Annotated in this window: 11 protein-coding genes and 1 pseudogene; 5 read left to right on the plus strand and 7 right to left on the minus strand. The window is 59.1% G+C overall.

Annotated features, from left to right (window positions below):
* Positions 1 to 248: 248 nt before the first annotated feature.
* Together ASD01_RS04180 and ASD01_RS04185 are read left to right on the plus strand one after the other, a co-directional pair.
* A complete protein-coding gene (locus ASD01_RS04180) occupies positions 249 to 638 on the plus strand; it encodes a hypothetical protein (RefSeq protein ID WP_060529266.1) in 390 nt (129 codons plus the stop codon).
* A 135-nt stretch (positions 639 to 773) separates the two neighbouring features.
* Positions 774 to 1301 carry a DUF4142 domain-containing protein gene (locus tag ASD01_RS04185; RefSeq protein WP_034800479.1) on the plus strand — a complete coding sequence of 176 codons (528 nt, stop codon included), beginning with the start codon at positions 774 to 776 and terminating at the stop codon, positions 1299 to 1301.
* Between the two features lie 926 nt (positions 1302 to 2227).
* On the opposite strand, the gene ASD01_RS04195 is transcribed toward ASD01_RS04185, so the two are convergent.
* The 5 genes from ASD01_RS04195 to ASD01_RS04215 all read right to left on the minus strand — a co-directional run bounded on the left by ASD01_RS04195 (position 2228) and on the right by ASD01_RS04215 (position 9463).
* The gene (locus ASD01_RS04195) at positions 2228 to 2845 is read right to left on the minus strand and encodes a flavodoxin family protein (RefSeq protein WP_034800481.1); all 618 of its coding nucleotides are present in this window, start codon (positions 2843 to 2845) and stop codon (positions 2228 to 2230) included.
* Between the two features lie 75 nt (positions 2846 to 2920).
* A complete protein-coding gene (locus tag ASD01_RS04200; protein WP_034800483.1) occupies positions 2921 to 3517 on the minus strand; it encodes a cysteine hydrolase family protein in 597 nt (198 codons plus the stop codon).
* Between the two features lie 722 nt (positions 3518 to 4239).
* Positions 4240 to 7926, minus strand: coding sequence for a PAS domain-containing protein (locus ASD01_RS04205; RefSeq protein ID WP_060643578.1), 3687 nt, complete (start codon positions 7924 to 7926; stop codon positions 4240 to 4242).
* The gene (locus tag ASD01_RS04210) at positions 7905 to 8585 is read right to left on the minus strand and encodes a chemotaxis protein CheB (RefSeq protein WP_060643579.1); all 681 of its coding nucleotides are present in this window, start codon (positions 8583 to 8585) and stop codon (positions 7905 to 7907) included. The genes ASD01_RS04205 and ASD01_RS04210 overlap by 22 nt, the downstream gene beginning before the upstream one ends.
* Before the next feature lie 635 nt (positions 8586 to 9220).
* A complete protein-coding gene (locus ASD01_RS04215; RefSeq protein WP_060529273.1) occupies positions 9221 to 9463 on the minus strand; it encodes a hypothetical protein in 243 nt (80 codons plus the stop codon).
* A 640-nt stretch (positions 9464 to 10103) separates the two neighbouring features.
* Between ASD01_RS04215 and ASD01_RS35935 the strand changes: the two are divergent.
* Positions 10104 to 10443: pseudogene (locus ASD01_RS35935) on the plus strand (DUF892 family protein).
* Between the two features lie 310 nt (positions 10444 to 10753).
* The gene (locus ASD01_RS35345) at positions 10754 to 11053 is read left to right on the plus strand and encodes a hypothetical protein (RefSeq protein WP_089046020.1); all 300 of its coding nucleotides are present in this window, start codon (positions 10754 to 10756) and stop codon (positions 11051 to 11053) included.
* Between the two features lie 176 nt (positions 11054 to 11229).
* Here ASD01_RS35345 and ASD01_RS04230 read toward each other — a convergent pair whose 3' ends face one another.
* Positions 11230 to 12336, minus strand: coding sequence for an AI-2E family transporter (locus ASD01_RS04230; RefSeq protein WP_060643580.1), 1107 nt, complete (start codon positions 12334 to 12336; stop codon positions 11230 to 11232).
* A 904-nt stretch (positions 12337 to 13240) separates the two neighbouring features.
* On the opposite strand from ASD01_RS04230, the gene ASD01_RS04235 reads away from it, so the two are divergent.
* Entirely contained in the window at positions 13241 to 13978 is a 738-nt protein-coding gene (locus ASD01_RS04235) for an NYN domain-containing protein (RefSeq protein ID WP_060643581.1), read from the plus strand.
* Positions 13979 to 14212: 234 nt separating this feature from the next.
* On the opposite strand, the gene ASD01_RS04240 is transcribed toward ASD01_RS04235, so the two are convergent.
* A complete protein-coding gene (locus tag ASD01_RS04240) occupies positions 14213 to 14473 on the minus strand; it encodes a hypothetical protein (protein ID WP_060520234.1) in 261 nt (86 codons plus the stop codon).
* Between the last annotated feature and the right edge of the window lie 484 nt (positions 14474 to 14957).

The raw sequence follows: 14957 nt of genomic DNA on the forward strand, positions 1-14957 counted from the left end.
ACGCGGAAGTCCGTCTGGAGACTGAGGACGAAATGCGGACTGTCTGCCCGGTTCCAGGCGAGGTCCCGAGTGCCGATTTGTCCACTCGCTAACCGGACGGGCTGGCTCATCCTGGTTTAGCATGATGACCGTCCGCCATACTCGGCGGGCGGTCCTTTTTGCATGAAAGCGTTGACAATCTTCGGAACCACCGGTCGCCGCACCGTGTTTTGCGTTGGCGTGTACCAACGAGACAGGAGACATGAACAATGAACATCATCGCACAACAGGTGCTCACAGATCCCGGAGGCGTGATGACCGTCGAATGGGTTGCAGAAGGCGGAGATGTGATTTCCGTTCGCCTACAAAGCACTGGCGGAGACCTTGGCGTCGATGCGGCCGTGACCAAGGCCAAAGCTATGATGGTGCAAGTAGCCGCGTTCGAAGAGGGGGATGACCGCGAAATCGCCGGTGGCGATGAAACGGGATCGCCGGCGGTGGAGTCTTTGAGAAGCGCGCGCAGCGCAAAGGATACCGGCACTCTGGAAGAACAGCTCGACGAAGGTCTCGAGAGTTCGTTTCCCGCAAGCGACCCGGTTGCCGCAACCACCAGCTCTATTCCGACCGGACGCTCCGATCCCTCGAAGAACGAAAGCTAGACACGCGGCCCGCGCGCACGTCTTGTTTGCTCGATCGCCAGCGCGTTGCCAGCGGGCGCTCGGCTGCACCCCGGATCCCGCATACGGCTTAACTCTTTCCACTTGGCAGTTGGACCTGCCGACAGGAGACCTATCATGAAACAGCTCGTTCTTGCTTCACTCGTGCTCACTCTGGCCGGTTCGGCCCTCGCCCAGTCCGCAATGGAAAAATCCGGCATAAACTCGCTGATCGGCGCTGCACCTAAAACACAGGATTTCGTCCAGGAAGCGGCGACAAGCGATCTGTTCGAAGTTCAGTCCAGCAGGCTTGCTTTGGAAAAGGGCGATGCCGCAACGAAGGTCTTCGCTCAGAAAATGGTCCAAGACCACGAAAAGACGACTGCTGACCTCAGTGGCCTCGTCTCCAGTGGCAAGGTCAAAGCGACCCTGCCGAAGACCATGACGACCGCTCAAAAGGAGATGCTCGCCAAGCTGAACGATCTCAAGGGCGAAGACTTTGGGAAACAGTACCGTTCCGATCAGCAGGAAGCGCATGAAGATGCGGTGGACCTGTTCAAGCGCTACAGCGAAGGCGGAGAAAACGCGGAGTTGAAGGCTTGGGCTGCAAAAATGCTTCCGGCCCTGGAGCACCATCTGGAAATGGCGGAGAACCTTATCAAATAGCGCAATGGCGTTCGAGGGCACGGCCGGGACTATCCGAGATGAAACTCGATGTGACGAGGATCGCAGTGCGAGCCTCCGGGTAGCCGGGCACAAGATTGCGCTTTGAACCATCCAAGTTTGGTGCGCGCCCCTGCAGCCGTGGAACCAAATCCCGTCCGCCCGGTTGCCCCCGGGCTCAGACGGATTTCTCGTGTTATGGCGACCTTAAGCATCAACCGCACCGCGCCAGCTACCGATCGCCGATCGGGCGGTTTCGCTTTCGGCGACCATGTCCCTGGCTCGTCGCTCCGCGCGGTCTTAAAGGAGGCCAGGGACTGCCGCTGCTGCGGCCCCAAGCACGCAACCCAAATCGTGTTTGGTGAAGCGCCGCCCGACGCGGACCTCGTGCTCGTCGGGGAACAGCCGGGGATAAGACCTCGCCGGCCACCCTTTCGTCGCTCCGGCCGGTCGGGTCCTCAGCGTCTTGGCCGGTATCCCGCCAAGACTGCTACCTGACCAACGCCGTCAAGGATTTCAAGCATGAACAACGGGGCAAACGAAGGCTACATGCACGACCGAATGCAGGCGAACTCCAACGTTGCTGCTGGTGGTTCGGCGCCGAGCTGCCCTCGTCCGCTCGGATGCGGTCGTCGCACTTGGCGCGACCGCCGCGCAGGCATTGCTCGGGGGGTCGGTCAAGATCATGCGCGATCGCGGGCGCCCGATAGACGTCGCTGCCGCCTTCATGATCCTCGTGACCGTTTACCCCAGCCTATCTGTTGCGGATCCGCGCGGTCGCGGGCTCTTACTCCGAGCAGGGTTGGACCGCTTTGACGCGGCGCGCAATCCCTGTAGCAGGGGAAATTGAGAAGGAGCGCTTGAGTCTCTGCAACCCCGATCCTTCAACCGGTACCGAGGGGGCTTGCTTTGGCGGTTGTAGGAGGGCCTTAGTTCTCGTCACCCGGATATGCAGAGTTCTTCAGCAGGGTGGCAACATGGGATGCATTGCGGGCAAGCATTGCAATCATCGTTTTTACCGGCTCAGGGGTCTTTCTCAGATCGACGAAGTTGGTAGAGCCCATCGCTTCGCCAACCCAGTAAGCGACCGCATTTGCCGGAATGGTGAAGCCGACGTCGTTGAGTGCCTGAAAAACTTCGGCGGAAACGTGATGGGCGCCGTCTTCGTTGCCGACGACAGCAACGACGGCAATCTTGCCGTAAGAAACCATGCGCCCTTTTTCGTCGGTTTCATCAAGGAATGCGTCCATCCTCTCCAGGGCACGCTTGCACACACTCGATGGCTGCCCGAGCCAGATGGGCGTGCCGATGAGCAGGATGTTAGCATCGAGGATCTTCTTGCGTATATCGGGCCAATCATCCCCCTCGCCTTCATCGGAAGTCACGCCTGGTTTTACGTTGCGATCGGCCAAGCGGATCGTCTCAGTGTCGACGCGATGCTTCTCGAATTCCGCCGCAATAAGACTTAGGAGTTTATCGGTGGACGACGCCTCGGTGGCTGCGGAGGATTTTAAGGTGCAGTTTAAGGCAAGCGCTTTCAGAGGCATCGACGGATCCTTCTCACTCGGGACGGGTAACCGGGTTGTTCAAACGACCAGATGTCGTTGACGCTCCGGACTGCGTTACGCTTCACGGCGAGGCGTCGCCGCTAAGAAATCTTCGGTCTTCACGAGTTCGAGCTGGACTGAATACCGATCGCTGAGCAGATCCATGGCGGCATCGTGCGTTTCGTCGGCGCCGCTATAGACCGCATCGCAAAGCACGGTGACGCCAAACCCGAGATCGATCGCGCCGAGGATGGTCGCCAGGACGCAGATATCCGTCTCGCCGCCAGTAACGACGAGGGTTTCCACGCCTTCTTGTCGAAGGTGCGAAAACAACCGGCCATCAACCCAGGGCGAATAGGTCGTTTTGTCGAAGACGCGGGCTGGCGGCACAAGGTTTTGAAACGAGGGCGGCAGCTCGAGCATTTCTTTAGGCAGGTGCTCGCCGGTCATCATCCACCATTTTTGATAGTAGTCCCTCCAACTTCCCGCCGCGTCGCGTGGATTTAGGGGTGGTATAAATCGGGTGAAGATTGTGTTGCTCGCATGGCGTTCCGATATTTCGACAAGTTGCGGTAGTACGTTTTTCATCCACGGCACGTGCCAGGGCGTCTGCTCCAAAAACATCCGCTGGGCATCGACGCAGATATGCCGCCACTTGCCGACTGCTTTCATGCCCGGTGCCTCCTTCAAGATCAACCGAACCCGCGAACGGCGTGACTGGTTCCCGGACGCCCGGAGTTTTCTGCCACAGGCCAATCACCAAAGGCACACAGAACCTTCTTGCAGGCTGCGCGTTCTCTCCTGACGGAAGAACGGAGCTGCTCGGCCTGTTCGCGGGCAGGCACCGCTTCATCGCGCTCCCCGACTTGGAGAACTGGCCGGACGGCGCATGCTCGGGCTCAATGTTTGCAGACAGCGTCACTCGTCACGAGCTAGTTGCGCGACTGGCTTGTCGCACATGGTACATGGGCGACGTCGCGCAGCCCACTCCGATTCGGTTGGATTCGGAAGGCGTAAATCGCGAAGAGGTGCAGTACCCCGGTTTTATGAAATAACATTCCTCACCTGCATGCGGCCTATTGCCGGCTAAGGTCGGGAAGATATGGACATTTCGGCGAAGCGGTCGTTGCTCCTGCTTGTGCATGAGCGGATTTCAGCCAAGTCGCCGTGTCACGCTAAAAAGCCCGTTATTCCGGACGCGGCAGCGAAGCCGAATATCTTGCGGGCAAGATGGCGGCGGCCGGAAACGACGTATCTCTACCTAAGTTTATGTGGAGAAGGGCAAAATCGAGTTCCTTTGAGCTGCTAGATGCGTCGCGGCATTAGCTGCGGCAAGCCACGACCTCATGTCCCATTTCAGTGAGAAGGTCCTCAAGGTTTAGAGAATGAGAACTTCATCCTCGACGATCAGAATCCGCCGCCCCTCCGCTCTGGCCACTTCGCCCTCCCAGGAAGTCTTCACCGGCGGGAATTGGTGCGACCATCGTGCACTCAAGGCCGGTGATCTCGTAGCCAACACGAACCTCTCCTCGCAGTTCCGAAGCCAGTGCCCGTTCAATCAGGAGTGAGCCAAAACCCTTTCGCGTTGGCTCGATCACGGGAGGGCCCCCGCTTTCTTGCCAACGCAGAACAAACCGCCTTTCGGTGCCACGGCCTTGCAGTTCCCAGGCGATCAAGACGTGCCCGGTTTCCGAAGTCAGCGCGCCGTACTTCGCAGCGTTTGTGCAAAGCTCATGCAGTGCCATGGCGACTGCCAAGGCTGCGCTCGGCGACAAGCGGACCCGCGGCCCTTCGATCCGAAAGCGGTTTTCTCCCCCGGCGTGCGGCCCTACCGTATCGACGACGATTTCGCGCAGATCTGCGCTCTGCCAGCTCTCTCGCGTCAATACATCGTGGGCTTTGGAAAGATTGAGCAGCCGCGACCCGAAGGCCTCTCGCGCCTCTTCCAGCGTCGCGGCGTGACCAAGGGTCTGCGCCGCAATCGACTGAATGACCGCCATCGTGTTCTTGACGCGATGGTTGAGCTCCCCCATCAGGGTTATGCGATGCTGATCGGCGCGCCGCCGTTCAGTCATGTCTCGTGCGATGGTCGAAGCGCCGATGACAACGCCCACGGCATTCCTGAGCGGTGAGATCGTCAATGAAACCCAGATCTCGCTTCCGTCCTTGCGCTGGCGCAACGTCTCGTAGTGCTGAATGTGCTCGCCCCTTCGGACACGCTCCAGGATATCCCGCTCCTCATCGTGGCGGTCCGGCGGAACCAGGGTCATTATCGATTGGCCGACAATCTCATCGGCCTCGTAGCCGAACAGCCGCTCTGCGCCGATGTTCCAGCTTTTGACGACGCCCTCCAGCGACTTGCTGATGATCGCGTCGTCTGACGAGGCGACGATGGCGGCCAGGCGTTGCGCCACCGCCTCGGCCTGCTTGCGTTCGGAGATGTCCACCAGCATGTTCACCGCCCCGGTGACCTCGCCGGAGGCGTCGCGCAAAGGGGTCGGATAGGCCAGGAAGGGTACGCGCACGCCGTCGGGTCGCTCAGCCGCGGCTTCGGCAGCGTGTATCGATCTTTTCTCCCTCAGGGCAATTGCCATTGGGCATTCCTCGTGCGGCAGGGCCGTGCCATCCGGTCGATACAAACGCCAGGAGCCGCACCACGCCGTGCCCAGATCCGGACTGCGTCCCCACAATTCAGCGGCAGCCGGATTGTAGGACGTGATCCGGCCTTCCGCGTCAGTGGTGTAAACTGCGCCCGGCAGCGACCCGACAAGATCCCTCAGGCGCTGTTCACTGGTGCGAACAATGCTATCGGCCTCTCTGCGTTCGGTGACATCCTCGATGGCGAGCAGGATCAGTCCGTCTCGGCCGTCGCCTTCGGAGAGCTTGCGGGCATTGAGTATCATGCTGCGCCGGCCGATCTCGCGAAATTCGTGTTCGACCTCGTAGTCGGAAAGTTCCTGGTCCTTCGACAGCACCTCTTCAAGCAACATCCGAAGGGCGGGAACGTCCCACTGCCCGTTGCCAAGCGCGTAGAGCAGCCTGCCCTCGGTGTCTTTCCGCAAAACCTTGAACAGATCGTAGAAGGCGGGATTGGCCGAGACCACCCGCAGCTCGGCGTCGAGAACGATCAGGGGTTGCCGCACCGTCCTGACGATCGCCTCGGCGTAGAGGCGCGCGTCGTCAACGGCCTCGGCGGCCGCCCTTCGTTCAGTGATATCGCTGAAAGTGATCACGATGCCGGCGATGCGGTTGTCTCGCGTGCGGTAAGGCAGGATACGACGGAGGTACCAGCGCCCGGTGTCCGCGCGAATTTCGGCCTCGATGGTCGTGAGTTTGCTGAGCACTGTCTGCGTATCATCGAGCAGGTTCTCGTCGGAGAACTTGCGCGCAAAGTGGGCGATTGGTCGACCGATGTCGGAAGTCACGAGGTTGAAAAGCTCCTTCATCGCCGGCGCGAACCAAGTGATTGCTAACTTCTCATCGAGAAACAGCGTTGCCGTTTCCGAGCCGGCCAGAAGGTTGTTCAGATCATTGGTGGAGCGCTCCAACTCGGAGATCTTGTGCTGAAGCTGGCTGTTGACGGTGTTCAGCTCCTCATTGAAGGACTGTAGCTCTTCCTTGGAGGTTTCGAGCTCTTCGTTGGTGGACTGAAGTTCCTCGTTCATCGAGATCGCTTCCTCATTTGAAGCCTTCAGCTCCTCGTTGGCGGTCTCGAGGTGCTCGATGGTGTTGCGCAACTCGGCGCGCATCGAGATCAGTTCTTCCTGAAGTGCCCGCTCGCCGGACGTCGTTTCGAGCACGTCGTGGCCGGCTGGATCGCCTGACGCGGCAGACGCTTCATCCGCCGTAAAGCTCACCAGTATCAGTTTGCCGCCCTGTGGCGAAGCCGGCAGCGGCATCACGGTCATGGCGACCCGCCGCGACGCTCCGTTCTGTCGCACCCGCGCATGAACCGTGGCGGTCCTGTCGCCCTTCGTGGCTTCTCGCAGCGCACCGCGTAGCTTGAGGCCCAATCCCTCCCGCGTCATGGCGAGCAGATCTCTGGTGGGCTCTCCCGAAGGCTGCTCCAGATAGTCGCCGGTCGACCCATGGAAATATAGAGCACGACCTTTCTGATCGATCAACACCGACGCAGGCGCGTAGCGCTCCAGCAGGGCCCGGCGCGCAGTCTCAGCCAGCCTCGCCGATTCCGCTGGCGTGGCGAGCGGCCCGCCCGCAGTTCCCGCGCCAACCGATCCGCGCAGAGGCCGATAGTCGATGAGATCGTGGCGGGTTGGTCCGGTGCGGGCATAAATGCGCCACTTCTTCGAGATGGTGTCGAAGAGCTCATCATGCCGTCCGATCGTCTCGGCATTGCCGAGGAACAGATGTCCGCCCGGACGAAGCGCGAAATGGTATTGCGCGATGACGCGCTGCTGTGCCTCCGGCTCCAGATAGATCAGGAAATTACGACAGGAAATGAGGTCGAGCCGAGAGAACGGCGGATCGCGAAGCACGTTGTGTGCTGCGAACACGACCGAGTCGCGGAGCTCCTTTCTGACCTGGAAGCAACCATCAAGCTTTTCGAAGAAACGGCAGATACGTTCTGGCGGAAAATCTGCGAGCGCGGATGCGGGATAAATGCCGTCACGCGCCTTGTGCAGATTCCCCTCCAGCGCGTCGGTGGCAAAGACTTTCAGATCGAACCGCTTTCCGGCGGCCTCCGCCTGCTCGGTTATTAGCCTGGCGTTGGTATAGGCCTCTTCTCCCGTGGCACAGGCAGGAACCCAGATGCGGATCTCACTGCCGCTGTCGCGTTCTGCAACGAGTGGCGCGATTGCGAGGCTGGCGAGCGCCCTCCATGCTTCCGGATCTCGGAAGAACCCGGTCACGCTGATCATCAGGTCGGCCGCCAAGGCGGCCGCCTCGCCGGCGTCGGTCCGGAGATCTTTGACATAGTCCAAGGGTGTGTTGATGTTTCTCAGCCCCATGCGACGATGAATGCGCCGCCTCAGGGTGTTGCGCTTGTAGCTGCCGAAATCGTGCCCGTTTCGAGCGCGCACGACGTCCAGGATCTGTTCTATCGCCGCTTCGCCCGCCACGTGACCGGGCTCGACCCCGGCGGGATCGGAAACATAGCCATGCTGGAAACATAGCCATGCTTGAGATACGCAACCAGGATTGCTGGCATCGCCTCGGCAGCCAGCACATGGTCGGCAAGCCCAGCAGCGATCGCACTTCGCGGCATAGCATCGAATCTGGCAGTCTCGGGCGATTGCACCAGGCTCATCCCGCCTTCCGCCCGGATCTGCTTCAGGCCTTCCGTGCCGTCGCTTCCGGTCCCCGAAAGCACGATTGCAACTGAGCGCTCATGGCGTTCCGCCGCGATCGACGCAAACAGCACGTCGATCGGATGCCGCTTCCCGCGAGGCTCCGCTGGCCTTGATACTCTCAGCCGCTGGGATTCCAGCTTGAGATCCGTATCGGGGGCAATGACGTAGACGCTGTCGGGCGCGAGCGATAGTGCGCCTTCGACCTGCACGACTGGCATTCTAGTGTGAGAGCCAAGAATGCGCGCCATCTCGCTTTTGCGCTTCGGATCGAGATGCAGCACTACGACGAAGGCACAGCCGCTGTTAACCTGCATGGCGTCAAAAAAGCTGCTCAGTGCCTCGATGCCGCCAGCTGACGCGCCGATGCCGACGACCGGAATGTCGGCGGCAGCAACAGAAGAGGCCGTCTTTCTTGCAAGCGTCCGCACCGCCGCAGGTTCTTTAGGACCGCTCTGTACAAATGATTGTCTTGGCACGGGACACCCTTTCAATGATGCGCCATTGCGCGTGAAGAGCTGAGAACGTGCGCCAAGTGGCGCCGCTTCATGAATATATCCCTCTGGGCAACCGCCGAGGCCATCAACTGATGGACGGCAAAAACGTCTTGGCCGCAAGATTTACGTGAGCATTGACCTTCCTTGCGGCGAATATGTTGCGCGCAACATGCGGGCGCGTAAAGTCGGCTGCACGCGCTCGATCGGCTCGTGTCGCAAAGTCGAAATCGCCGAAACGGATAACGTTTCCGACAGAAGGGCGGCAGCTCGTTGTTGTCGTCCTGCGTCGTTGAAGACGACATATCAACTCACCCTCCGCTGTTTAATCCAGATGGCGCGTTCTCCCGCCTGACGTAGGCTGGTAGCACAGCGGCCAAGAGAGAGCTTTCGTTCGAAATGGATACTCGGAACTCGGACACCAGAAGCCGTGCGAGATGTTCAGCACGAGAACCGTTGTATCTGATACCTTGCGCAAACTGCGTCGACACACGCCTCAGCAGGTCGATTTCCGCGACGTTCATCAAGTCGTTCCCATTCTCGCTGAATTCGGGCACCCGTTTCGCCTCCTCCTAGATCTGGAGAGGCCGATTGAGGATGTGAAGCACATCGGAGGCCAACTGTTGATCGAGACCGGTCATCGTCCAGGAGTCGATATGGGCCGGCACTCCCGTAAACACGTGGTAAATCGTCCAGGACTCGTCACCTTCCACACGCCTGCCGTATTGATAGAGTTTGCCCAAGTTACCGGGTGCCCCACCGTCTCGCTGCCAGCGCGCGATGACAATCTCATTTTTTCGATGGGTAGATTCCATTTGCGTCTATCTCCTGTCTTGGCGCATCTGATATTCCGGCGCCACCAAGCGCGATCAGACGCGCCATCTCGTCGGGTTCAATTGGAATCATTCGCTTGCCGGAGCGGTTCTCGACTGTCACGGGCCATTTGATGGCGGTGGCAACATCACGGCAGGCTAGGCAGTTATGCCATTCGATCGGCACCTATATCGTAGTCGCCCGCAACTATTGTCTCATCAACGCCCGGCAATCTGAACGGCCGGTCGAAATGGATTGTCCGGTTGATCGTTCAGTCGAACATGACATCTCCTCTCCATACCGGCATTTGTAGCCGGCACGCGATCTCGTTTGTGATGATGGTTGTGGGCCGATACCGCTGCATGGCGCAGCGCTACGACGCGACGATCTAAGGGGGAAATGGCGAGAGTTTCTGACGCGCGAGAAGCCAAGCAGGCTTAAATCGATTTAATGAGCATGCCCGTCAATTGAGGTCAATTCAAGGTCAGCGTAGGCCAACCGGGATGTGTGGAACATTCGCGAAGGTTCGTGTGCTGGAATCCCTGAAGAAAGGGGAGAACGACATGAAGGCTGGCGAACTATTGAATTGGCCCGGGCGCTAAACCGGCGCACCGTCAGGTAACATGTGCGCTCCAACACGTGATGCGCGATGCCGCCGAGAGCAAGCACCTCAAAGACGCGTCTATCAAGCATCTCGCAGAGACAAAGGTCCATGTCGAGCGGCTGGACGAAGTGTTCAGGATCACCGGCAAAAAGCCTGAAAAGACGTGTGACGCGATCATGGGAAGGCGCCTCGATCATGGAAGAGTATCCAGGTTCGCCCGCGCTCGACGCCGGACTGCTTGCAGCCGCACAGGCTGTCGAACACAAATGTCACGCTAACGGCGCGCTGAGGACCTGGGCGCTGGAGCTGGGCATGAAAGACGCCGCCAAGCTGCTTCTGACGACGCTTGACGAAGAGCAGGCGCGGAGATTGCCCTGACCGCGACCGCCACCAAGGTCGTCAATCAGACCGCCGAAAAGCGGCCTGACGCAAACACCAGCCCGGCCTTATCCTTTTATCGAGCCGGGCAAAGGCTACGGTCTCAAGCTTCGCGTCGGGACCGGGACTCTAGCAAAGCTTCTCGGCTAAAGCCGGGGGTCCAGTCTGTCGTCTCCAACTCATGATATCAGACTGCGATCACGAAAGTGCTTCCCATATCTTTGCAGCGGGATCACAGTGATGGCAGGCAAACTCTTAAGCAGGCCTCAAGTTCGGTCTGCGGATATGCCTCCAACCAAAGGAGGACAAGATGTCTTCCAACGTAGCCTCCCATGTCCCCGTTCCCCTCGATATGCTCAAACGGGTGCTCGACACCGTCGGGATATTCGATGTCGGGAGTGCGTGGCACCGCGCGAAAAGACGAGCCGCAGCTCGATTGCTGATCTCGGCTTTTCAACGCGGCACTTGCTCCGAAGCAGCGCTCGTCACCATTCTGATGAGCCAGATCGAAATGCTCTCGCCACCTTTCCCGTGTGAAGATGTCGACCGCTGGGAAAACGAAGGTGGCGGCGTACAGCCTGATCTCGCAACGCCGGAGACAGTCCATTGATCGGATGGGGCACCAATTGCCGTTTTCTTCTGCATTGCTCACTTTGGTGCCGGTAGCCGCTATCTCCTCGACAGGCAAAGCATGAGGTCACTGCCAGGCCATTGCTATCGCCGGGCCGCCGGTGAGAAGCGCCCAGCCAGACAGGAACTTCAGTAAGGCCCGATTTACAACGTTGCTCAGTTCTCTGAGCTGGTTGCCAAATCCACGGGCAAGCCGGAGGCTGCTTGGACCCGTCCCTCGATCTCGGCTGCCACCCACTCGAGAAACAGATTGTACGCGACCGCCAACAATGTGGGCCCAAGAAAGAGCCCAATCAACCCAAAGGCGAGCACCCCGCCAACCAGTCCAAACAAACTGAGCAACACCGGCAGATTGGTGTTTTGGTTGAGCAGGTACGGCCGCAGGAAATTGTCGATGCTGCTGACAAGAAGAAAACCCCACAAGCCAACGAAAATCGCCCAGCCCATGGAACCTTGGAGCAGAAGCCAAAGCCCCACCGGCACCCAAAGAAACGGTGGACCACCCGGCACGAATGACAGCGCAAAAGTTAGGCAACCCAACAATACGGGCTGGGGCACACCGGCGATCCAGAAGCCGGTACCGGCAAGCAAGCCCTGCGCAAGCGCGGTTCCGATCATCCCATAGACGACCCCCTTTACGGTCGCACCGATGACCGTCAGCAGCCTCTTGGACCGCGGGCCAGCAACGCGCTCGCTGATCTGGCGCATGAAGCCGATCATGCGACGACCATGCAGAAACAGAAAGAAGGTGATGAATATGCTGAGGGCAAGTTCAATCAGGACGCCGCCGAGGGCCGCTCCGCCTGAAAGCGCGATGTCCGTGATTGGGCCTGTTAATTTCTTGAGCTCAGCTATGAACGCTGGAGCATCGTGAGCGAGGTTCTCCCAGTAGGCCGCGACGCCTTCGCCGATGATGGGTAGACCGTTGACCCAGTTGGGTGGCGCCGAAGGCCCTTCCTCCAGGACCTGCGTAATCGCTTCTGCCAGGTTCTCAATGTCGTCCACGAGCGCGGTCACAAAGAACGCAAGCGGTGCTGCCAAAGCAAAGACCACCACCATCGTCATTATCGCCGCGGCAGCGGCACGGTATCCTCCGACGGCACGTTCGCATTGGCGGTAGAGAGGCCACGTCGAAAAACAGATAACCGCAGCCCATAGCAAAGCCGACAGGAAGGGCCAAAGGACCAGCGCGCAGCCGACAAATAGAAGTGTAAGCGCACCGAGAGCGAGTACAGAGCCTATCCAGCTGCGAAGATCTAACATTACCGATCCGCCTCCTCTGGACCGATCGCCGTTTTGCCAGAAAGCGGGGCGACGCCTCGCATGGCAAGTCATTGGACGGCCACTGCGGAAACGCTGAAACCTGGCAGCGGTCAGAGGTTCAGAACGAGTAGCTCCGACGGGCGTTGCTGAAACACTCTCGGAGCTAGGGATGCGCGGAACTCACTGACCCATAATGCTGCGATCCGGTCACGATGGGCCTCAAAGGGATCGCTTCGAGAAATCCGATCAGTCCAGGATAGGGGAGTGCCCGCCCGTGACGAACGGCTCAATACCAGCGACCGCGACCGTACCAGCCGCCGCCCAGCAAGAGAACAACGAGAACGATGATGAGTAGTGTGGTGATATCCATCGGGGCCTCTTGGGAGTACCTGGTTATCGTCGATCAGGATGATTGACGATGCTATTTCCTGCCGTACTCCAACGTAGGATGTAACGCGCCAAATGCGCGTTCGTTCCGGCGCCAGCGGTGGGCGACGGTAAACCCGCTCGCCATTGTTCAGAGCTGTTATTTGGCGCGACGCCAGACGCCGTTGACCATCGCCCATGACGTTTCCCGTCTTCTCTTAGCGGCTTGCCGCCATGGGCCCTCTGTCAAGCCGCACAATCATCTTCAGATGACCTTTCGCATCTCCAAAGGACCAGCAATCTCCAATTGCCGGACTACGCCTCCATAAATGTAAGCGTGATCACCCTTGGGGCGGGGTATATCAGTTTCGCCAGGCGGCTATCTCAGGGATCTGATCGGCAAAAGGCCGGGGGAATTCTCCCTCGGCCCGATGCTGATGGCGTTGATGTGGGTGAAAAAGAGTGCTGGCTGGAAAGCCGGATAGTGCTATGGCGAACCGGCTGCTAAGCTTTGATGATTGGACGAGAGGAGCAAAGCATGCCGTTCGAGCCTCGATCACCACGCCTGGCGGTCCTTATCGACGCTGACAATACCTCGGCAAAGATCGCCGACGGGTTGTTCGAAGAGGTGGCAAAGATCGGGGAAGCGAGTGTCCGCCGCATTTACGGCGATTTCTCGGGCACGCGTTCCAAGGCCTGGGCGGATGTGCTCGCGAAACACGCGATCATTCCCCAGCAGCAGTTCGCCTACACCACCGGCAAGAACGCTTCAGATATCACGCTCGTGATCGACGCCATGGACCTGCTGCATAGTGGTCGTTTTGATGGCTTCTGCCTCGTTTCGTCCGATAGCGATTTCACGCGTTTGGCCGCCCGTATTCGCGAGCAGGGCATCGACGTTTTTGGCTTTGGCGAACAAAAGACTCCGGAGAGCTTCCGGCAGGCCTGCCGCCGATTCATCTACACTGAGAACCTGCTCGCAGACGCAGGGAAAGACGAACAGGATACCGCATCAGCCGCAAAGTCCTTGCAACCGGTGAGCGCCGCCGTGCCGTTGATAAAAAAAGTTCTTGCCCAAGAAGAAACCGAGGAAGGTTGGGTAAACCTCGGTACTGTTGGCAAGCAACTGCTCAACTTGGCACCAGACTTTGATCCGCGTACCTTGGGGTTTCGAAAGCTCAGCGACCTCATCCGAAAGACAAACAAGTTCGAGGTCCAGCATGCGGAGGGCCGGCCCGTCAGCATTCGCCTGAAGCAAGGTACCAAGGCACAGTAAAGATTGCAGGCATACGCCCTCCAACATACTCGCATCGGACGACATAGTCAGCCGTTGACGTCGCCGGGTTCAGAGCTCCGGTAACGCCTGGGAGTGCAACCGGCGGTATCGGCTCCGCAGCGGGCTCTGAGCATGGAATAGCGATCTCCGAACGTAGTAGGGCTTCGGCCGATGGAATGCTGGGCAGACGCCGGGCCGCAGCGCCTCCTATCAACACACGCTGCGAATGTTTCTTCACGGGCGGAGGCGACTGCCGGCCAGCTTGGGGCTATTGAGAATACGCAGCGCTCGCGCTGCATTTTTAGGGCTGAGCCCTTCCATCTTCCAGGTGCCTATTTCTGCGGTCTTTCCCGTGAAGAGGTGATAAATCGAATAGGTTCCGTCTCCGTCGAAACGGCGACCATACTGACCGAGCTGTTCAGACCTGTTCGGCGCCCCCCCTTCGGATTCCCATTCGCTGATGACGAACGCGTGTTCTTCGTGTTTGCTTTTCATTGCGGCAGCCGATGTACCACGACTGGCGACACTGCTCTGCTATCGGCCGCCATGCCCTGTTCATCGGCTGCGGATTGTCTTTCGTTGCTCTCTTGCTCGTGGCCGAGTTCATCATTGCGGATGCGATACCGAGGCGAGATGTACCTGAAGCGGATTTGGCGATGTGGATCGTTTCCGCCGCACGGGGTGAAATATTTGCGCGATCTCTATGGCCCACTGACAGACCGGTCGGGATCGATGGTGACACTTTAACGTTGCCGATACGGTTAGGGTGACGGCAAGATTGCGGCTATTCGCCAGGTGCCACTATCTCGCCGAGGTCTAGCATCCAAAATGGTCGGTCGAAATGGACTTTCGATGTTTCGTCCGGGCAACACGCTGCCCTCCTTTTCTGCGGCATACGTGGGCGAGATTCAGCCGGGATCGGGCCGTTTGGCGTCAATCACTGCGCAGCGCGCCGCAGGTGAATATGCGAAATCGAGAT

The sequence above is a fragment of the Ensifer sp. Root423 genome (genome assembly GCF_001426275.1).
Taxonomy (GTDB): Bacteria; Pseudomonadota; Alphaproteobacteria; order Rhizobiales; family Rhizobiaceae; genus Ensifer; species Ensifer adhaerens.

What these genes read in the sequence shown, in the direction of transcription:
- ASD01_RS04180 (WP_060529266.1), top strand. Translation starts at nt 249, where the DNA reads ATGAACATCATCGCACAACAGGTGCTCACAGATCCCGGAGGCGTGATG.
- ASD01_RS04185 (WP_034800479.1), top strand. Translation starts at nt 774, where the DNA reads ATGAAACAGCTCGTTCTTGCTTCACTCGTGCTCACTCTGGCCGGTTCG.
- ASD01_RS04195 (WP_034800481.1), bottom strand. Translation starts at nt 2,845, where the DNA reads ATGCCTCTGAAAGCGCTTGCCTTAAACTGCACCTTAAAATCCTCCGCA.
- ASD01_RS04200 (WP_034800483.1), bottom strand. Translation starts at nt 3,517, where the DNA reads ATGAAAGCAGTCGGCAAGTGGCGGCATATCTGCGTCGATGCCCAGCGG.
- ASD01_RS04215 (WP_060529273.1), bottom strand. Translation starts at nt 9,463, where the DNA reads ATGGAATCTACCCATCGAAAAAATGAGATTGTCATCGCGCGCTGGCAG.
- ASD01_RS35345 (WP_089046020.1), top strand. Translation starts at nt 10,754, where the DNA reads ATGTCTTCCAACGTAGCCTCCCATGTCCCCGTTCCCCTCGATATGCTC.
- ASD01_RS04230 (WP_060643580.1), bottom strand. Translation starts at nt 12,336, where the DNA reads ATGTTAGATCTTCGCAGCTGGATAGGCTCTGTACTCGCTCTCGGTGCG.
- ASD01_RS04235 (WP_060643581.1), top strand. Translation starts at nt 13,241, where the DNA reads ATGCCGTTCGAGCCTCGATCACCACGCCTGGCGGTCCTTATCGACGCT.
- ASD01_RS04240 (WP_060520234.1), bottom strand. Translation starts at nt 14,473, where the DNA reads ATGAAAAGCAAACACGAAGAACACGCGTTCGTCATCAGCGAATGGGAA.